A 23,879-nucleotide genomic window follows, 5' to 3' on the forward strand; every position below is an offset into this window, starting at 1 on the left:
TTTTTCTCTGTTCCTTAGGATTAAAATTCCAACTCTTCTACGGCTTCAACGCTTGCCGCATCTGCACTAGAGTGGATTTTGTCTTCATCTTTTTCTTGTTTTTGTTGTTCTATTAGCTCCGATAACGAAGCAATGGTGGGCACCTGCAGAAAATCGTGTAAACGCACGTTACAACCAAACATGTCATTGACACTGAACAATAATCGAGTTGCCAACAATGAATGGCCTCCCAATGTAAAAAAGTCTTCCGTGATGCCGACTTGCTCCAAGCCAAGCATTTCTTGCCACAATTCACACAGAGTTATTTCCAACTCACATGTTGGTGCTTCATATGCCTGAGCTACAAATTCAACCGAGTAGGTACTAAGTAGCTTTCTATCGACTTTCTTATTCGGCGTCATTGGTAGCTCGCTCAATTCCACCAACGCACTGGGCACCATATAGTCTGGTAAAGTGGTCTTTAAAGCTTGATGTAATGTCACATTATCTGGCGACTCTACCCCTGATTTAGGCACAAAGAACGCCACTAAACGTTGAGCACCAAATTCATCTTGCTGAGCGACGACTGCGCAATGGCGAATGGTATCTAATCTATTTAGGTGGTTCTCAACTTCCGACAACTCGATTCTAAAGCCACGAATTTTCACTTGGTCATCACAGCGACCCAAAAATTCAAAGTCACCATTTGGCAGGTATCGCACGAGATCACCGGTACGATAAATGGTCGGCTCACTATGTTCCTTAAACGGATTATTAATAAAACGCTCTTTTGTCAGATCTTCGCGTGCAAAATAACCTTTCGCAACGCCTTCACCACCAATGTATAGCTCACCAACCATACCTAATGGCAGTAAACGCTGCGCTTTATCTAATACGTAATGTCTGAGGTTATTTAAAGGGTTTCCAATCGCCACACGCTCAGATGCTGAATGTGTTTTTTCCAAGCGCTTAACTAAAGTCCAAACACTTGCTTCTGTCGGTCCATAACAGTTCCAAACTGCGCAAGCTCGCTCTAATAAATGTTGATCCAGCGGATGCGTTAACGCCTCACCTCCAACTAACACATTAAAGTCATTTGCCCCTTTCCAACCAGCCGTGATCAACATCTGCCACGTCGCTGGCGTTGCTTGCATCATATTGATATTGTCTTGCTCAAGGCGCGCCATTAACGCAACAGGATCTCGACTTTGCTGTTCATCAGCAAGATAGATACATCCCCCCTGAATCAGTGGTAAATACAACTCAACGACCGCAATATCAAAAGCCAATGTGGTGATCGCTAAGCAGCGAGTTTGTGCGTTCCATTGGGTACGCTCAGACATAGCAAGCACAAAATTAGCTAAGTTCTTATGCGTTATTTCAACGCCTTTCGGTGCACCAGTTGATCCTGATGTGTAAATCACATACGCAGTGCTGTGCGGCTCTACGTTCGTCGGCAATGATGTACTGACGTCGTATGTCGACAATTGAGTCTGCACCTGACTATCATCTAAACAAACAACCCCATTTATTTCCCCTCCTAAACGGGGCGCATATTCAGACTGAGTTATCACAGTACGCAAACGGCTATGTGCAATAACATAATCAATTCGCTCTTGAGGGTAGCTAGGATCGATTGGCACATATCCACAACCCAGTTTCCAAACGGCTAATAACGCAACTAACATGTTTGGTGTTCGTTCAAGACATACACCTATCAAAGACCCAGCTTGGTTGCCTTGAATATGCAGATAATGCGCTAATTGGTTTGCTTGTTCATCTAGCTGTGCGTAGTTCAAACTCCCCATTGAACTTTTTACAGCAATGGCTGACGAAGCTTGCAAAACTTGCGATTCGAATAATTCCAAGGTTGATTGGAAAGGCTCTAATGGTGAGGCTGTGCGATTGAGCTCGTGTAACTGATAATTACGCTCTTGCGCTGATAAAATCTCTAAGTCGCCAAGCGGACGCATCGGGTCTTGGGCCATAGACTCCAATAGCTGCTTAAGGTGTTGTCCCAACAAAACAATACTTGAATCAGCAAACTTATTCTTTTGATAAGTAATACGAAACGCAAGTGCATCACCAGGAAACGCACTAAGCGTAAGTGCAAAGTTATTTTGTTCGTTTGACATGACATCAACAATGTTAAAGTCATTATCAGTATCTTGCTCTTTACCGATCGGATAGTTTTCAAATATATATAAACTGTCGAATAACGGCGTATCTCTTTGCATGTTGGATAGCGCATGGATCTCAGTGAGTGGCAAATAACTGTGCTCATCTCTTTGTATATGCGCCTGATGTAGAGTTTTTAACCACTCTAGTAGTGGCTGCTCATGCGCAATGGTTGCAACCACTGGTACTGTATTAATGAACAAACCAACCATTTGCTCAACACCTGCCAACTGTGCAGGCCTACCAGAAACCGTTGTGCCAAACATCACTTTTTCATCATTACAATAACGAGATAATAAGTAAGCCCACGCCGCTTGCACCACGGTGCTCATCGTCGTGCAGCCAGCCGATGCTAGGCTTTCTAAGCGAGCAGTCGTTTGCTTATCAAGGCTCAACTCTTTTTCAGCGTAACCAATTAAATCACTATCAACGTCATGCTCACTAAAAGGCAGTGGTGTTGCACTATCAATGTCCTTAAGCTGATCACTCCAATAATCTTGAGCCAATACATGCTCTTGTGCAGCCAACCATTGGATGTAGTCCTTGTATTGAGGCTGTGCGCCAAACTGAAGCGCCTGACCCTTATTAAGCGCCTGATACTGTGTAAGTACGTCATTAAACACGATCGGTAAACACCACCCATCCAGTAAAATATGGTGGTGACTCCAAAAGAATTGCCATTTATTTTCAGCTAAGCGAATTAAATAAAAACGCATTTGTGAAGGTTCAGCAAAATCATAGCCGTTCACTTGATCCTCTCGCATCAGCGCTTTTATTTGGTCGTTCTGCTGCTCATCTGATAAAGATTGCCAATCAAGATCCTGCCAAACTAATGGCGCTTGCGAAACAACTAGTTGCTGTAACCCTTCATCTGATTCAACAAAAGCAGTACGCAATATTTTGTGTTGTTTGGTCGCGGCCTGCCAAGCTTGCTTAAAATGTAATGGCTCTAGCTGTGACTCTAAAGTGACGCAAAGCTGAGTGACATACGCGCCATTTTCAATTTGGCTATGATAGTGCATCCCCTGTTGCATTGGCGTTGCCGCATACAGGTCCTCAATTAATGGGTAGCGTTCAACCCACTTTGTAAGGTTAGATTGCGATACTTGAGCCAGAGGAAAATCTGAGGGCGTATAATAGCCCGCATCCGTATCACTACAGTGGGCTATTACTTCATTTAATCCCTGCTCGATAAGTGTGGCCAGCGCCTCCATATTCTGGTCTTGATACTGCTGTTGACTATAATCGAGTATGAACGTCAGTTGCCCGTTCTTAACGAGGCCATTTAGGCCTAGTTGGTGCCAACGCTGCACAGCTGGACCTATATCACAACCCTTCACTTCATCACTCACTTCGAGCAGCGTTTCAACTGAAGCACCTCGGTCAAGTTGGCCTAAATAGTTAAAGACTAATGTCGAATATAAGTCGGTATCACTGCTTTGTAATTCATGAGTGTGCGCTTCCAAGATACCAAAACCGATACCTTTGTTCGGCACACGGCGTAATTGCTCTTTCACATCAACAATGGTTTGCGCAACGTCGGTACTTTGGAACGCAAATCGCACAGGGTAATGTGACGTAAACCAACCAACCGTTTGATTTAAAACTACGTCATCAAACAGCTCTTCGCGTCCATGGCCTTCAAGTACCACTTTGAAAGCCTGATTGGAAGACCAACGCTGCATACCTAGCATGACCCCCGCCAACAATAGTTCATTAACGCGTGTGCGATAAGCTTGCGAACATTGATGTAATAAGCGATCTGTTTGCTCTTTATTTAACCCAATTTCAATTCGACGCGTTGTGCTTTCTAACACACTTTTAGGTTCGCCGTGATCGATTGGTAATGCAGGCACCGGTGCTAACTGCGCTTGCCAATATGAACTTTCTTTGAGTAAAGCTGGACTTTGGCTATAAGCAAATAGTTTTTGTCCCCAAAGTTGTAATGACGATGTCTTGCGCTCAAGCGACATAGGCAAATTATCTTGTAGTAGCTGCAGCCCCTTATTTAGATCCGCCAATATAACGCGCCATGAAACACCATCAACAATGAGGTGGTGAAAAACAACAAACAAACGGCGTTCACGGCCTTCAGATAGAAGCACAACCTTAAACAAGGGTCCTCGTTCAATATCCAGTGACGATTGCCAATGCTGGCAGCGTGATTCCAACCATGTAGGCCATGACTGCTCTATCGTTTTTGATTCACTTACAAAAGCTTGAGATAAAATGTTAGATACACCATCAAGGTGCTCAGCACGCCACCCATGCTGTGTATGTGCAAAACGCAATCGCAATGCATCATGACGTTGCACCAAGTATTCAAACAAACGGTACACATCAGACTCACCCACCATTTCTGGCAATTTGAGTAAAATAGACTGGTTAAAATGATTAACGGCATGCTGGCTATCCAAGAAATAACGCTGAATAGGCAACAGTGTCAGCGGGCCTGCCACATCATCCTGCTGAGCATTCACTATTACTTGTTCAACATTGGCCGCTAGTTGCTCAATTGTTTGGTGCGTAAACAAGCCTTTGGTTGAAATACCAATCCCCATCGCATTTGCTTGAGCAACCACTTGAATTGATAGGATTGAGTCGCCGCCAATAGCAAAGAAGTTATCGCGGATCCCTACTTTCTCTAAACCTAATACCTGTTGCCAAATGTCACATAGACGTTGCTGTGTATCATTTTGCGGTGGCAAATAAGTTTGTTCATTACTTTGTATTTGCGGCGCAGGTAAGGCTTTGCGATCTATTTTGCCGTTTGGTGTAAGTGGAAATGCTTCTAGCTCAACAAAAGCATCTGGTACCATGTAATCGGGTAAGCTATCGACCAAATGTTGACGTACTGCAGCGGTTAATTGTTGTTCGGTACCCGCAAGATAAGCCACCAAAATTTTCTTGTTATTATGCTCTTGTGCCAGTACCAGTGCATCCTCAACACCTGACACAGTGCGCATTTGATGCTCTATCTCACTCAGTTCTATTCTAAAACCGCGGATCTTTACTTGATTATCTATACGGCCAAGATATGCCAAAGTGCCATCATTTTGCCAACGTACTAAGTCGCCAGTACGATACAAACGTGCACCGGATACATCGCTGTAAGGATGCTCTACAAAGCGCTCTTGGGTTAGATCAGCTCGCTTATAATAACCTTGCGACAAACCTGCACCACCAACATATAGTTCACCTGCCACACCTACAGGTAATAATTGACGATTTTGTCCAAGTACATACACAGTCCCATTATCGATTGGCTTGCCTATGGGTGACTCGCCATAAAAGCCCTCTGGAATATGTGCAAATGTAGAATAAGTCGTATCTTCAGACGGTCCATATAAGTTGTATACTCGGCAATCAGGCAACTGTCGGTAAATTTCACAAACAGTGCTATTAGGTAACTCTTCTCCAGCAAGATTGACAACCCGCACATGCTGCGGCAATAAACGATTCTCCAACAATGCTTTGATTGCTGAAGGGACGGTATTGACTAAGGTGATCTCTTGGGGTTCTACGACGCTTGCAATATCCAGTGCGTTGTCAACCACAATCACTTTTCCACCCATGCTTAAAGGCACGAAAATTTCGAAAACGGACAAGTCAAAGCAAATGGAGGTTGCAGCCAAAACACCGGCTAAATCAGCTTCATCGTAATGACGAATTGCCCAAGCACACATCGCCACCGCGGCGCTGTGTAAAATACTCACCCCTTTAGGCTTACCCGTAGAGCCCGAGGTATAAATAATATGGCTTAAGCTTTGCGCATCGTTATTTTGTGCAACTAAGTTTTTATCGCTTATTGTCGCAAGCGCAGCTTCGACTTCTGGCTCTCCAATACAAATGTTGTTTTGCTTAGGAAATGCACGCAGTTGACGCGCATACGTAGATGTAACTACTGTATTCAACGCGGAACTTTCTACAATATGATCAAGTCGGTCTTGCGGATAATTGGGATCGAGCGGTACATAAGTTGCGCCGGCTTTTAACACTGCTAGCATAGCTGTAATCGTCGCACTTGAGCGCTCTAAACAAATGCCCACCACGTCACCAGCTGTCACTCCCTTTTGCAGTAAGTAGTGAGCTAGCTGATTGGCTCTACTGTTGAGTTCGCCATAAGTTATACGCTCTTTGCCGTGAACAAGCGCAATATTATCCGGCGTGTTGAGTGCTTGTCGTTCAAATGCATGATGCAGACAATCCTCGATTGCATAGGCTGTTTCAGTGGCGTTCCACTGAACCAGCTGTTGTGCTTTTTCTTGCTCATCTAGCAAGCAAATTGCTAACACACTTACCTGTGGGTTAGCTAAGATTGCACTGACTAAATTATTAAAATGGCGAGCCATTTTCTCTATGCTGTTGGCCTCAAACAAACTGGTGTTGTATTCCCAATCAAGAGATAGGCCTTGTTCTGATTCAGTGACGTTTAAAGTTAAATCAAATTTGGCAATCTTAGACTCACCATTCAATGGGCTGACTTCTAGGTCTGGCAAATTAATGCTACCAACATCATTGTTTTGTAAAGACAACATCACCTGAAACAAGGGTGAGTGGCTAAGACTGCGTGCAGGCTGTAGCTCTTCAACCAAACGGTCAAAAGGTAGCTGTTGATGACTATAAGCGTCTAATGTCGTTTGTTTCGAGCGCTCTAGAAGAGTAACAAAATCGGGGTTATCCGATAAATCTGTTCGCAACACTAAGGTATTAACAAAAAAGCCTATTAATGGCGCTAGTTCTTGCTGTTCTCGATTGGCAATGGGGGTGCCAACAACCACGTCTGTGGCATTGCTGTACTGTGCTAACAGTGCAGAAAATATCGCATTAATTCCCATAAACAGAGTAGCGCCTTGTTTTTGGCAAACAGTTTTTAGTTGTGCACTTTGCTGCGCACTAATATGCGATGTGTGAGTTTTACCTTGATATGTACGTTCGCTCGGCCTTGATTTGTCTAATGGCAATCCATGTAATTCAGGGATCCCATCAAGCTGCTTTTTCCAATAGTCCAAATGCGACTTTAATACACCATCTGAGAAATAATTTTGCTGCCAGTGTGCGTAATCAGCATACTGCAACGTTAACTCAGGCAAAACCGGTTTCTGCGACGTTGTAAATGCAACGTATGCAAGGTTAATCTCATTCACCAACGCTCCAACCGACCAACCATCTGATGCGATATGGTGCATGACTAAACACAGTACATAATTGCTATCAGAACACTTGGTCAATGACCCTTTCAACATCAAGTCAGCACTGAGATCAAATGTACAATTAACCTGTGCTTGAATATGCGCCTGCAAAGCTTCGTCACGCTCAATATTTGCTAACTTTGAAATATCATTGAGCGGTAAAATAAACGACTCTGCATCTAGCAGATGGGTGTGGGCTTCGCCCATCCCATCTTTAATAAATACCGTTCTTAAACTATGGTGGCGTGTAATTACTTCACTGAGCGCGGCATTGAGTGCCTCGATATTCAGCTTACCTTTCAGTTCAAGTACAACAGGAATATTATAAAGGGCACTCGCTCCTTCATATTGGTCAATAAACCACAAACGCTGTTGCGCGTAAGATAAGCCACGCGCGTCTGACGGGGCTTTACCTATTGATGGTGCAGCCTGCACTTTATGCTGTCGAGCCTTAAGAAAAGCCTCTAGCTCAACCTTATGTTGTTTAAGCAATCGAAGACTGTCATGACTAATGTCTTCTTTTTTGCCCCCTATAAATAGCTTTCCATTTTTCAATCCGATAGTGATTTTATTTTCTTTTAGTCTTTTTAGTACATCTTCTATCTTCACAGCATGAATCCTTCTTCACTTTCATCCAACTCGTCCAAGTCGAATCCCAACTCGTCCAAATCAAAACCTAACTCGTCTTCGTCAGACGCCAAGGGCATTGTTAATAACTCTATGGCTGCCGCCAGATCTTTGAGGGTTTTACAGTCAAATACGGCTTTCAACTGAAGGCTGACCCCATAAGCCTGATTTACTTTTGCGCATAGTTTAGTGGCTAATAAAGAATGTCCCCCTAACTCAAAGAAATTGGCAGTAATGCTAATTTGCTCAGTACCTAACTGAAGCAACTCTGCACATATGTTTACCACCGCAATTTCAAGTTCAGTATCAGGCGCTTGATATTCGTCAGCCATCGCTAAGTAATCTGGCTCAGGTAGTGCGCGACGATCAACTTTGCCGTTTGGCGTTAAAGGCATTTCTTCAATCAAGGTCATCAGACCTGGGAGCATGTATTCAGGTAAACGACTTGATAACTGTGTACGAATATCCGAGATCGATAACGTAGTAGCGTCTTCAAGTACGATGTAAGCAAGTAGAATTTTTTGGCCCTTAGATTCATCGACAACAACAATCGAGTTTTCCACGCCTTCAATCGCATTGAGCTGATTTTCGATTTCTCCACACTCAACCCTAAAACCTCGGATCTTCACCTGATTGTCAGCCCGACCTAGGAACTCAATGCTGCCATCGGGTAACCAACGCACAATATCTCCAGTGCGATACAAAAGCTGGCCTGGGTTGAATGGATCTGGAATAAAGGCCTCGGCAGTTTTCTCTGGCTTGTTCAAATATCCGTGCGCAAGACCAACACCACCCAACAACAATTCACCTGCGGCACCAATTGGCAGCAGCTTATTGTTTTTATCTACGACATAGGCTGATGTGGCGCTGATCGGCTTACCTATTGGTACTATGTTGCCGCGTACTTGATGAATTTCCTCAAACGTACTGACTGTAGAATTTTCTGTTGGGCCATACAAATTCAGCAGATGTTGTGGTTTGCCACGCTCAAGCACTGAACGTACACTATGGACGTTGGCTTTTTCACCACCAAACAGTACATACTTTAAGCCACTTAACCCGTCTGGTTTTTCAGAGATAAGATTGTTAAATATAGCCGTAGTGATTAGTATGATGGACACTTTTTCACGCGCAATGCATGCCAACAGAGCTTCAGCATTGATCAGTGTTTCCTTCTCAATACCGACCAACTTAGCGCCATTGCACAGCGCCCCCCATACTTCAAATGTAGCCGCATCAAACGAGCAGTTTGATACCTGAGCCATCACATCATCCGTTGTAATATCAATATAATTAGGCTTATCAATAAGACGGATCACCCCTTGGTGCGGCACACACACTCCTTTAGGTTTACCCGTAGAGCCAGACGTATAAATCACATGCGCTATGCTATCTGGACTTACTTTTGAAACGTCAGGGCGCGAATTAGGCTGTGCATCAATCAATTGCATCACTTCTGTGCTATCAATATGCAATGCCACTTCGTTAGGAATAAAATCGAAAGCACTCGATGTGATAACACAGCGACTCTGTGTGTCTTGCAACATGTACTCTATTCGGTCTAACGGATAGTCAGGATCTATCGGTACATAGGCTGCACCCACTTTTAGAATAGCTAACATTGCAACTATCATCTGTGGACTACGGGCTAGACATATGCCAACCAAATCACCCGTTTCAACTTGATTTTGCTTTAAATAATGCGCCAGTTTATTCGCTTCACTATCAAGTTCTGCATAGCTAAGTGCATACTCACCGTACAATAATGCAGGCGCATTTGGCGCTTGAGTCACATGTTTTGCAAACAGCTCTTGTATGCTTTGCGCTTGGTAAACTACATCGGTTGGCGGGTTCCACCCCAGCAAACATGCCTTTTCCTGCTCTGTAACAAGAGAAAGTGTATCCAAGTTACCTTCAATGCACTTAGGTAAAGTTTCGAATAAATGCGCTAAGTTTGCCTTCAATCTATCAATTGTAGACGTTGCTATCTCATCAGAACGGTAACTTAGAAGAAGTTGCAATTCGTTACTTAAACGAGCAGATACTGTCAATTTGTAATGCGTCGGTTCACGCCCTTCCATTACTTTTACATCGATTTCTTGTGCATGCTCTTGCTCATTTTTTTCAGGATAGTTTTCGAACACAAACAGACTATCGAACAACTCATGCTCTGCCGAAATATTCGACAAAGATTGAACCTCTGACAACGGCAAAAATGCATTCAAGTTAGCCTGCTGGAAGTGTGCATGAATGTGCTCCAACAATGTTAATAGTGGCTGTTGAGCATTAAAATCCATCACAATTGGAATGGTATTAATGAATAACCCTATCATTTCTCCCGAACGTTCCAGTTCACCAGGACGCCCTGAAACTGTAGTACCAAACATGACTTTAGTTTCACCACTATAGACATGTAGTACGTAACCCCAACATAACTGCAATACACTATTTACCGAAACATTCGCTTTACTTGCTATGTGGCTGAGAGCACCGGCCACATGCTCAGGTACGACTAACATGGACTCCTTGTAGCCGTGCTCACCAGAGTCAGGTAACCTATCTATAGACAATGGCGTAGGTGCTTCAAATTCACACAAAGCTTGCTGCCAAAATTGTCTTGCTACAGACTGCTCTTGCTCACTCAGCCAACCAGCATAACGACCATAGTCAGCGGCTGGTTCAAGTGCCAAATCTGCCTGACTGTAGAGAACCTTCATTTCTTGCAATATGAGAGGTAAACACCAGCCATCCAATAACATATGATGGTGACTCCACAACAGGCGCCACTGCCTATCCGTCATCCTTATCAAATGAAAACGCATTAATGGTGCACAAGAAAAATCCATGCCTTTAGCTCTATCCGCATCGAACAACTCATCCAGCTGCTGTCTTTGCGCATGCTCATCCATCACTCGCCAATCCAATTCGACCCAAGGCAACTCAACTTGCTTAACAACTAATTGGTGTAATAGCTCTTCATGGCCTACAAAATAGGTTCTAAAAATTTTATGTCGCTGCACTATTTGCTGCCAAGCTTGGCGTAGTTTTGTTGGATCAATATCGCCCTGTAGCGCAAAGCATAACTGAGTTACATATGACGTTTTATCCATCAATCCGTGGAAGTGCATGCCCTGCTGCATCGGAGTTGCAGGGTAAAGATCAATTAAATCTGAATGACTTTGCTGCCATTGATCAAGCTGCGACAAACTAACTTGTGCTAAAGGGAAATCGCTTGGTGTAAACTGGCTAACGCCAGACTCTTGACAGTGTTCGATCACTTCAATGAACCCTTTTTCCACACTTTGCGCGAGATGCTTGATTTGTTCCGGCGAGAATTGACAGGTGCTATAGTCTATTTCGACACGCAGCCTACCTTGTTTAACCATACAATTGATATTTAATGGGAACCAGCGCTTAAGTTCACTACTGGTCTCTCGACCTTTGCTCTCTGATGCTTCTGGAAAATTATCTCCCGCCGATACAGCTTGATCCATTTGCCCTAAATAATTGAAAACAATTGCGGATGAACTCAAATCACTAGGTACGTCTAACAGCCCATTTGACTTCAATAAGCCATATCCCACTCCTTTATTAGGCACTCGGCGTAGGCTTTCTTTTACTTCAACTATCGTGGCTTTAACGCCACCTTGCTCATGAGCAAGAATAAGTGGGTGAATAGCTGTAAACCAACCTATAGTTTGGCTGGTATTTAATTGTTCAAACAGCTCCTCTCTGCCGTGACCTTCTAACATAATGCGAAACGCTTGATGACCAGACCAGTCATTCAATCCAAGGTAAACACCACTCAACAGTAAATCGTTGATTTGAGTGTGATAACTTTTGTGACAATCTTTTAATAAAGCGTGCGTTTGTTCGCTGTTGATTTCAAAGTATTCGACACGAGACATTTGGTCATTGGGTTGTTCTGCAAGCTTAGAGCTAAATGGTAAAGTCGGAACACTTCGCAATTGAGTTTGCCAGTAACTCAGCTGATCACGCATTTTTTGACCTTCACCATAATCTCGCAACGCGAGGCTCCATGCTTTGTAGGCACTCGTTTTTGCACTAAGCTGTATTTGCCCAGTGTTGCACCACTGTTCATACGCATCGGCCAAATCTGATAACAGTATCCGCCAAGACACCCCATCAACAACCAAGTGATGAAGTGCAAGAAACAAGCGTTTGCCTTTTTGTCCGCTCAGCAGAGCCGCTTTGAACAATGAACCATTTGTAATATCGAGACTTCGCTGATATTCGTCACATCTCGTTGAAAGCCAAATATCATGTTCTACAATTTCTGGCTGATGTTCATTTTCAACGGTGTCATTAACCATCTCTTCAGACAAAGTGTAATGCTCCGCCACCCACTCATCGCTCTGAGCTTGCTTAAATCTCAACCGAAGTGCGTCATGACGTTTGTAAACACTGTGTACCCACGCCGTCACAAACTCCACTGTTACCTCACTAGGTGCTTGTAATAGAACAGATTGATTGAAGTGATTGCGCGCATGTTCAACGTTATCCATATCAAGGAAAAAGCTTTGAATAGCCAACAATGGCATAACACCGCTTACGTCACTTTGCTGAGCATCAATCTGGGTCGACTTAATATCACGCACCAGAGCGGCTATTGTCTGCCCTTTAACTAAGCTGCGAGTGGTAATACCAATTCCAGCTTTGTTCGCCTGAGCAACAACTTGTATCGATAGAATAGAGTCACCACCGAGCGCGAAGAAATTATCCTGAATACCCACTTGTGGCACATTCAACACAGATTGCCATATTTCACATAAACGGCATTCCATGTCAGTTCGAGGGGCTTCATAATCTCGACTAATCAATTCAAGTTCTGGTTCAGGTAAAGCTCTTCGGTCAATTTTACCATTCACATTTAGTGGGAACGCATCCATCATGACGTGAGCTGATGGGATCATATAGTCTGGTAAATGTTCAGCTAAAGCCACTCGAACCGCGTCATTCGTTGGTGCATTTTGTGTTACACAGTAGGCAACAAGATACTTGCGTCCATCTGCTTCATGTAACAAGACGAGAGCTTCTGAAATATGAGGTATTTGAGTCAGTCTATACTCAATTTCACCAAGTTCGATCCTTAATCCACGCAGTTTAACTTGATTATCGACCCGGCTAACAAACTCTAGTTCCCCATTTTCCATCCAGCGAACTATATCGCCGGAACGGTATAATAAAGAGTCCTTAGAGGGTTCAAAAGGATTATCAATAAACTTCTCTGCGGTCAACTCAGGGCGATTCAGATAGCCTCTCCCTAGCGCATCTCCGCCAATCAGTAATTCACCGGGTACACCTATCGGCAATAGCTTCATTTGCTCATCCACAACATACAACTGAACATTAGCAATTGCCTTACCAATAGATACCGCTCGGTGTTCCTTCATAAACCGACTAGTCGTGACAATACATGTTGTCTCAGATGGACCATATGCGTTGTGGAAAATTCGACCATCACGTGTCCAACGATTTACCTCTTTCAGTGGGTATGCTTCACCCCCAACGATGAGATGTCTAATGCTGGACATTCGCTCCGTATCTAAATGTGGTAACAATGCTGGCGTTAAGAAGGCATGGGTTGCTCCTTGAGCCTGTATCTGTGCCTGCAATAAATTCACATCGGCCCGTTCTTGCTCAGAAATGATGTGTAGTCGAGCACCAGATATCAGTGCCATAGACCACTCCCAAGTCGCCGCATCAAAAGCGATAGAAGCAAACATTAACACACAACTTTGAGGAGTTATCTCAAACAACGACGTTTGTGCCTGAGCCAAATTACACAAGCCTCGGTGTTCCAATAACGTACCTTTTGGCTGCCCCGTTGAACCGGACGTATAAATTGCGTAAGCAAGATCCGACGTTTGTCTACCCTCTGTGTTCGGACGCTCAATAGGCTTATTATTCAAAACATCCATCACGTTTGGATCGTCAAGACAAATGCTGTGTAGCCCATCTAGATGAGAGCTAGTTGGTACATCGCTCGTTGTTAATAAGCGCTTCATGTTAGAGTCAGAAACAATATACGCGATCCTATCTGCTGGAGAATCGGGATCTATAGGGACGTATGCCGCGCCAGCCTTTAATACGGCTAACATCGCTACTAGCACTGTGGGTGTACGTCGTAAACACAAACCAATTAAATTATCGCGCTGTAATCCTTGCTCTATGAGTAGGTGTGCCAAACGGTTCGATGCCTGATCCAGCTCTTGGTAGGTTAGCACTTTGTCATCAAAACTGACGGCGATTGCATCTGGCGTTTTACGAGCCTGCTGAACAAATAAATCATCTATGCCTTGAACATCAGCAAACGCAACTCCAGTATCATTCCATTGTTGCATTAACTTTTGCTCAGACTGGGATAACACATCTAATTGTTCAACTTTATGATTGAGAGATTGCCCAAGAGTCAACAACACGTGCTCTAACTTTTCTCCCAGTCTTTCAACTGCAGTATCAGCAAAGTCCTTGCTATTGTACTTAATACTAAAGCGCAGCTGAGTATCTAGATACGCAAGCACACTTAGTGCAAAACTGGTTTGCTCATTCCCTTCCAAGCTAGCAATCTTGAGACTTTCATGACACTGCGAATCATCAAGCGCATCCATCGGGTAATTTTCAAGGACCAACAAGCTATTATACAAATCGCATTCGCTAGAGACTTGACTTTGCGCTTGAATTTCAGTCATCGCCAAGTAACCATGCTCATTTGTAGAGAGAAAATTCGCATGAATACGTTTTAACGCATCAACAACCAGCTCTGATTTATCTATTGAGAACACGACAGGGATAGTGTTGATACATAAACCAACCATTTTATCTGAATCATTAAGCTCCGCAGGACGACCGGACACCGTTGTTCCAAACATGACATGAGTTTCATTGCTGTAAATGTGCAATAACCAACTCCAAGCAAACTGTAAGATACTGTTGACTGTGATTTCATGCTCTTTGGCTAATGATTTGAGTGTTGAAGTAACAGCTTCCGACAATTTCCAAGTCAGCTCGGTTGATCTATTTTCTGTAGCAAACACGGGCTTCGACAAATTAATCGGTGTTGGAGCCTCAAACGCAGCTAGCGTTCGCTGCCAAAATAGTTTTGATGCTGCTTTATCTTGCTTATTTAGCCACTGGATATATTGCCCATAGTCTGCTACTGACGTTAGTTTTAGCTCTCGCCTCTGGTCGAGCGCAGCGTAGATATCAAGCATTTCACCAAGCACTAATGGCAAACACCAACCATCAAGCAACATGTGGTGATGACTCCAAAGCAACCAAGACTCTTCTGCCGACACTTGTATAAAGTAAAGTCGCATTAACGGTGCTTGAGCAAAATCATAGCCCTGAGATTTATCTTTTTGCTGTAAAGAAATCAGTGCTTTATTCTGCTCATCGACATTCATGTTCTGCCAATCAAGTGTTTGCCACATAAGAGGTGCAGAGCTTGAAACTAACTGATGCAAAGCCCCTTCTTCACCAACAAACGAAGTTCTGAAGATTTTGTGTCTGCCTACCAATTGCTGCCAAGTTTGTTGCAATTTTTGCGGATCGGCTGCTCCTGACAGCTTCACACACAATTGTGTTACATACGCGCTTGACTCCAATAAGCTGTGGTACATCATGCCGGCTTGCATCGGTGTAGCTAAATACAAATCTTCTAACTGAGGGTAATCTTGTTGCCATTTATCTAATTGCGACTGGCTTACTTTTGCCCCGCTGAAATCTGAAGGCGTAAAGCTGGTATGCGTCACATGCGCACAATGCTTTATTACTTCTCGAATTCCTAACTCGATTTGCTCAGCTAAAGTTTCGATGGTGCTGGCATTAAATTGCTCAGTGCTGTAGTCCAACTCAAAATAAAGCTGATCATCTTTGACCATGCCGTTTAGATTCAAAGGATGCCAACGAGGATGGTCTGTGGCGACTTCTAACCCTTTATTTTCAGTGGCAGCGGTAAAATATTGACCCGCGTTCATTCCTTGGTCAAACTGACCTAAATAGTTGAATACTATCGCATCGCTAAATTGTTGTGCTTTCTCCTGCCCCGCCAAGGCGCTATAACTCATTCCCTTGTCAGGTAAAGTACGTAGACGCTCTTTTGCATAACGAATAACATCACTTACACCATAAGATTCAGGTGCGAGTCGTAGCGGATAGATAGATGTAAACCAGCCCATGGTTTGGGTCACATCCAAGTGGTCAAACAAAGGCTCTCGGCCATGTCCTTCCAAAACAACCCTTACAGATTCTAAACCCGCCCAGTTATGCAGCCCCACCAGCACACCGGCTAACAGCAACTCGTTAATATGAGTGCGATATGCTTGCCCACAGTGATATAGTAATTGTTCTGTTTCTTTATTGGTGAAGTGAATTTCTTGAATGCGTGTGGTGCTTTCAAGCGGTTTTTCTGTCACTGATTTATCAAATGGTAAGGGTTGAACTGCATGCTGCTGTTCATTCCAAAATGGAATTTGCGCCTGCACTTCACTATCAAGAGCATAGTCGCTTATGGCCTGTCCCCACGCTTTATATGATGAGGTTTTCGAAGCAAGTTTAATCACTTGGCCAGCAGCAACTTGTTCGTATGCTTCAGCTAGATCTGATAACAATATGCGCCAAGAAACACCATCAACTACAAGGTGATGTACAACAAAGAGTAAGCGCCCTTGTGACTTACCTTGTAAGTACACCGCTTTAAATATTTCACCATTTTGAATATCCAAGCTTTCTTGATATGACTGACAACGTGTTTCAAGCCAGTCACACCAATCAACCCCGTCAGGGCAACACTCATGTACTACATTGTTCGCCCATAGCGACTCATTCAGGTTTAAATGACTTGCAGTCAATGCATCATCATTGAATTGAAAGCTCAAACGTAAAACGTCATGACGGGTGACCAACGCCGCCACTATGGTGCTCAACTGCTCAAAGTCAAAGTGTTCCGGTGTATTTAGTAGAACCGACTGATTAAAGTGATTAAGAGACTTGCCACTATGCTCAAAATAGTATTTTTGGATAGGCAGCATAGACAGCTCACCGTCAATGGCACCTTGTTCGGCTACCACATGACAAGTGGCTAAGTTGTCAGCCATGCCTTTAATCGTTTTATTCTCAATCAAACTCTTTGTTGTGACCGAAATACCCAATTTATTTGCTTGAGCAACAACTTGGATCGCTAAAATTGAATCTCCACCTAACGAGAAAAAGTTGTCTTCTACGCCAACTTGCTTAGCCCCAAGTACTTTCTCCCAAATTGCACATAGTTGTTTTTCAACTTCTGTGGTCGGCGCAACGTATGATTCACTATCGCTACTAAACTGTGGTACTGGTAATGCTTTGCGGTCTATTTTTCCATTTGGTGTCAGTGGGAATGTATCCAGTGGCATATACACGCTAGGCTGCATGTAATCAGGCAGTGTTTTTGCCAATGCCTCACGAGCATTATTTGCACATTGAGCTGCATCTAATCCAGCTTGAGCGACAAAGTAGGCTACTAATTGCTTATAGCCCTGCTCTTGCCTTACACATACAAAAGACTCTTTGACAAATTCAAGCGTAGTAAGTTGTTGCTCAATTTCATCCAGCTCAATTCTAAATCCTCTGATCTTAACCTGATTATCAACACGACCAACAAATTCAAGTTCGCCTTGCTCGCTCCAACGTACTAAATCACCTGTTCGATATAGTGTTGTCTCGTCACCTACCAACAATGGGTTACGAATAAATTTTTCGGCCGTTAATTCAGCACGATTTAAATATCCTCGGCCTACACCAACCCCACCAATTAATAACTCTCCAATAATACCTGGTGCGACTTGGTTTAAATGACTATCAACAACATAAAGCAGCACATTGTCTAATGGCTTACCTATCGTCAACGCCGCACCATGACCTTTGTATACACCAATAGATGCACACACACTTGCCTCCGACGGACCATAAGCATTATAAAAAGTGCGCTCGGCCGATAACCATCGATCCGCTTGAGCTTTTGAACACGCATCACCAGCAACAATCAAGTGCTTTAGACATCCCAGTTCACTTGGTTCAAGGTGTGGTAATAACGCTGGCGGTAAAGTGATATGACTGATCTCATTGTCGACCAAAACACGTTGCAATAAGTTTGCTTGTGTACGAATATCCTCTGGCAAAATATGCAATTGCGCGCCTGCAACTAACGCCATTCCCCATTCCGATGTGGCTGCGTCAAAAGTCATCGATGCAAAATGTGCCACCTTGCTGTTCGAGGTTACGGAAAAACTGTTTGACTGCGCTTGCGCCAAGTTCACTAAACCCTTGTGCTCTAACAAAGTCGCTTTAGGTAGGCCCGTTGAACCTGAGGTGTAAATTGCATAAGCCAGTGAACTTGCATTTACCGTTGAAAGTCCCAATCTTGGCATGCCAGAATTAACTTCTTGTGTTACCTCTATCTTGATCAGCGATGCCAGCTCAGCTTCATCTACGTAGTGATTTTGAGTAAGCACAATCTCAATACAAGAATCACTCAGCATATGACGTACCCTATCTTGTGGGTAACTTGGGTCAATCGGCACATAGGCAGCCCCGGCCTTCAAAACCGCCAACATAGCTATAATCATACTATTTGAACGGTCTAAATAGATCCCAACGAGCTGTTCATCGCCAGTACCCGCAGCCTTCAATTTATGGGCTAGCGCATTGGCTGCTTGATCTAACTCGCGATAGGTCATGCACTCGTCTTGATAAACTAGTGCGATAGCATCTGGGGTTTTATCAACTTGACGTTCAAATAAATGGTGCATACATAAATGCGGGTCAAATTCGCGATAGTGACCTGCCCACTGAGTCAGTTGCATGCGCTCACTTTCACTGAGCACGCTCAAACCTTGAATAGGCTTGCTTCCCCAAGTTGGCATAGCATTTAAAATCAAACGTAATCGAGCCAATAAGCTTTCAATACGCTGTGCTGAAAATACGTCAGATTTGTAGTTCAACTCTAAAATACATTGCTGTTCAACAGTCGCAGCAAGCGTCATCGCAAAGTTCGTTTGTTCAGTACTTTCAAGTTCGGCTATTTGCAACTTAGCACTTGACCCTGCCTCTTTCATTCCTGCAATCTGCATCACGAAAATGCTATCAAATAAACCTTGCTCAGCTGGGCAGCCACTCAATGACTGTATTTCAGTTAAAGATAGATAGCCGTGCTCATCTGCGTTTTGGATCTCGTTATGCAGGTGCTTTAGTTGCTCAACCAAAGGTGATGAGTCAGAGAAGTCTGTACTAATAGGTAAGGTATTAATAAATAAACCTATCATTTCATCAGCACCAGGTAAGTCAGCAGGACGACCCGACACTGTAGTGCCAAATACAACCTTACTTTCTGAGCTGTAGCAACTGAGTAAATACCCCCACGCTAGCTGCAGTACAGTACTCATTGTCACCTGACTATCACGAGCAAGCGTTTTAAGCGCATCGCAGCTATCTTTGTCTAAAACCAATTTAGCCACAGCCATTGCTTTGCCCTGTTCAGGTTCGCATCCATCCCAAGGTAATTGGGTTGGCGACTCTACATCTGCCAAGCGGCTATGCCAAAAATCTTGCGCTTGTTCAATCGGGCGATCAGCTAACCATTTCACATAATGGCCATAGTCGGCTGGTTTTGGTAAGTTCGGTTGATTACCCTCAAGGAACGTTTGATACAGCGTTTGAACTTGCTCTGTTAATAATGGCAAACACCAGCCATCTAGCAGCATATGGTGGTGTGTCCAGATAAGCTGCCATTGTCCACAAGGCATCCGCAATAAACTAAAACGCATGAGCGGTGCTTGTTCAAAGTCAAAACCAAGGTGACGCTCTTCGTGCATCAAAGCCATACGCTTTGACTGCGCTACAGCTTCATCTTCACTGTGCCAATTCAAAACCTGCCAAGGTAACTCAACATCACTTTGTACTAACTGATGCAATACATCATCAGCACCAACAAAAACGCTTCTGAAAACCTTATGCCTTTGCACGATACATGCCCAAGCTTGTTGCAAAGCATCAATATCAATTTCACCCTTAAAGTGAATGACCTGCTGGGTCGCGTAGGCAGATTTGTCGACCAAACTATGAAACATCATGCCCTGCTGCATCGCTGTCGCTGGATACAAATCTTCCAAGCTTGGGTAAGTTGACTGCCACGCATCAAGTTGTGCCTGAGTCACCTTTGCAACAGGGAAATCAGAACAAGTAAAACTCGACGTGTCAGACTCACAACAGTGTGCAATAACAAGTTCGAGCCCTTTGGCAAGTTCACTCGCAAAATGCTGAATATTGGCGCTATCAAACTCCAATTCGCTGAAGTCGATTTCAACTTTAAGATGACCATCAATGACTTTGGCATTCACATTCAATTGATGCCAACGACGTTGTGCTTTACTTTTAGCATCATCGCCAATTTTATCATCAGCACGTAAGAACCGAGCGCTTTGCTCATCTTTACTATCAAACTGACCTAGATAATTGAATAGTATGCTATTTTCATACGGTTCAGATGCTAACTGTGTGCCCAACTGGCTTAATATACCAAACCCAAAGCCTTTATTCGGAATGCCGTGTACCAGCTCTTTCGTAGCAATGATCACATCACGGACCTGATGACTGTCGAAAGCCATTCTCAGTGGGTGAGCAGCAGTAAACCATCCTAATGTTTGGCTCGTGTCCATTTGTTCGAACAAATCCGAACGGCCATGACTTTCCAGTACAACTCTAAATGCATCAAGCCCAGACCAAGCACTACTTCCTAGATATAAACCGGCCAATAGCAAATCATTGATTTGAGTGTGGTATGCATGGTGACAGTTATGTAGCAGCGCATGTGTTTTTTCGTGCGAAAGTTCAAAATGCACAACGGCAGTGGTATTTTCACGAGGACGCTCTTGCACTAGATGATCAAGTGGTAATGCTGGTACATCAGCAAGCTGACTTTGCCAAAATCCCAATTCCTTTTGCAACTGCTCATCGTGACTGTAGTCGTGTAAGGTTTTACCCCAGCTTTGTAAGGAGGATGTTTTCTCACCTAATTTTATGGGCGTGCCTTTTGCCCATTGCTCATATGCTTCTTCAATGTCAGCAAGTAAAATTCGCCAAGATACACCATCAACAATGAGGTGATGAACTGCGAGATATAATCTACCCTGATCTTCTTGTTCAAAGAAAACAGCCTGCAGTAGCGGACCATCAAAAATATTGAGCTGCTCTCTATATTCGTTGCATTGTTGAGTTAGCCAATCGCTCCACTCAACTCCCGCAGGACACACAACATGAGAGCAAGCTTCTTTAATATCAATTTGCTGAAGTGGTTTATGGCTGGCAATCCACTGTGAGTTAGCTTGTTCATTGAACTGCAGTCTCAATGCATCATGACGTTGGTATAGCGCCTCAACGATTGCTTCAAGAGACGAGAGATCAAATCCTGCTGGGGTGCTTAATAACAGTGCCTGACTAAAGTCATGAATTTGCGCATCCGTTTCTTCGAGATAAAACTTCTGAATCGGTAATAGCGGTAGCTCACCCTGCACTTCGCTTTGTTCTGCATCTCGCTCAGCCTTGTTCTTACATAGCGCCAATGCAGCGATGGTCGGTGTAGCGGTGACATTTTTTGTCGACAACGCAAAACCAAGCTTATTGGCTTGCGAAACCATTTGGATCGCCAAAATAGAGTCACCACCGAGTTGATAGAAATCATCTTCGATACCAACGCTACTTATTCCAAGTATGTTTTCCCAAAGTTGACAAAGCACAGCTTCATCATCGTTACGCGCTTCAAGGTAATTGGTTGCCATCGCTCTGATCTCAGGCTTTGGCAGTGCGCGTTTGTCTATTTTACCATTTGTTGTTAAAGGAAATGCCTCGAGTTCAACAAAGGCCGAAGGTAGCATGTATTGAGGTAAAATCGCCTCTAACTGTTGCTCTAACGATAGCGGCTCAACTTTGATATTTTCGCTCGCGACGAAGTAAGCAACGAGGTGTTTGCTCCCACCTTCTTGGTGAACAACAACCAGCCCCTCTTTAACTTCTGGTAAATCACATAGCTTCTGAGTGATCTCTCCAAGCTCAATTCGATAACCACGGATCTTAACTTGATCATCTGCACGCCCATGGTATTCAATTTCCCCTTGTTCAGTCCAACAGCCAAGGTCACCCGTTTTATACAAACGCATAGACGTATCGTTGCTAAATGGATCGCGAATAAAGCTACTTGCCGTCAACTCTTCACGGCCAAGGTAGCCCCGTGCGACACCCACACCACCAATATAAATTTCACCAATTTGACCTTGTTCAACCGCATTGAGTGCGTGATCTAATATGTGAACTTGTACATTAGGAATTGCTCGACCAATCGTTATTTTATCTTGAGGTTTTAACTCTGCGATTGTGGCCGTTACCGACGCTTCCGTTGGTCCATACGCATTAATTAGGCGCGTGTTGGCGCCCCAATTTTCGACCACAGAAACCGGACACGCCTCACCACCAACCATTAACATACGCAATGACGGAATATACGTGGGTACCTGAACAGCAAGCAAAGAAACTGGGAAAAATGCGTGGCTGATCAAATGCGTTTGCATTAACGTCATCAGATCCGCTTGCGCATCGGTCAAATAAACACTTGCCCCGGAACACAGCGCTGTAAGCAAGTTTTGAATACCCGCATCAAACGCGAGTGATATACAGTGCAACATTCTATCAGCGGGACGAATATCAAGTAACGTTCTATCCTGCCAGATCAAATTCACTAGGCCTCGATGGTTTACCATCACGCCTTTGGCTTGCCCTGTTGTACCCGAAGTGTAAATAACATAAGCCAACTGATCAGGACTATGCGTAGATGAATCAAGGTTACTAGTTGGGAGTGCCGCAAGCTCTAGAGAGGTTTTTTCATCATCTAGTAATACAGCGGTTAACTGCAAAGTTTCCGCACAAACATTCGCTTGCATATCCAGCGACGTGATCACAATTTGCAGTTTTGAGTCTTGTACCATATAGGCCAACCTATCTTTAGGATAGGTTGGGTCTAACGGCAAAAACGCCCCTCCAGCTTTGAGTATAGCCATAGCGGCAACAATAAAATCAGTCGAACGTGAGAGACAAATGCCGATTATGGCATCTTTGTTTATTCCCATTGCAACTAACTTGTGAGCCAACTGATTCGCTTTGTTGTTAAGTTCAGCAAAGCTTATGCTCGTTTCATCATGAACCACCGCAGCCAAGGTCGAAACTTGTTTCGCTTGCTCTTCTAATAGGTGATGAATACAGAGTGTCTTAGGATAATCACGACGAAGTACACGGTTAAACTGACTGTTTGTTAATTGTGATTTGGCTTGTGCTTTAAACCAAGGCAATGACTCATGCGTTATTTGCACATCCAAAAATTCAGCAATTTGATTTTGAAAAGTATGCTCAATATGGGACAACGAACATCTGGCCAGAATTAAGGCGTGCACAGTGAAAAGTAATGTGTGTTCTTGGTTAGAAAGCTTCACTAGGTGAACACGAATCAAGCTTTCATGACCCACTTCAAAAGATAAAGCGCGCTGCGCCTCAACCAATTCAAGTAGCTGAGTGATTTGTTCATCAGGCTCAATATTAACCCATGAGATTTGCTCTAGACGGCACGTATTTTCAGTACCCAAAAAGTCTGTTTCATTGAAACAAGTAAGTAATTCGTCAATAAAACATGACATTACATTTTGAATTCTTTGCTCATCTAATGACCCAGATAACCGAAGTAAAAACTGTTCTGCAAAACACTTATTGGGTTGAAGCGCACTGCACTCCAAAATGTTTGATTCATATTTTGAGATATTTTCAACGCTCAGCTTTAATGCTGAGTCTGCGCAAGATGCATCCATA

At 43.7% G+C, this 23,879-nt stretch carries 2 protein-coding genes; both read right to left on the reverse strand.

The window, feature by feature from the left end; genetic code table 11:
• Positions 1–20 precede the first annotated feature (20 nt).
• Positions 21–7,958, reverse strand: coding sequence for an amino acid adenylation domain-containing protein (locus ACW689_RS16960; RefSeq protein ID WP_476293183.1), 7,938 nt, complete (start codon positions 7,956–7,958; stop codon positions 21–23).
• Positions 7,955–23,878, reverse strand: coding sequence for an amino acid adenylation domain-containing protein (locus ACW689_RS16965; protein ID WP_476293184.1), 15,924 nt, complete (start codon positions 23,876–23,878; stop codon positions 7,955–7,957). The genes ACW689_RS16960 and ACW689_RS16965 overlap by 4 nt, the downstream gene beginning before the upstream one ends.
• Between the last annotated feature and the right edge of the window lies 1 nt (position 23,879).

Source organism: Pseudoalteromonas sp. ABE4_541, from assembly GCF_056312285.1.

Excerpts from the sequence above, each read along its gene's own strand:
- ACW689_RS16965 (WP_476293184.1), bottom strand. The coding sequence starts at position 23,878 with ATGGATGCATCTTGCGCAGACTCAGCATTAAAGCTGAGCGTTGAAAAT.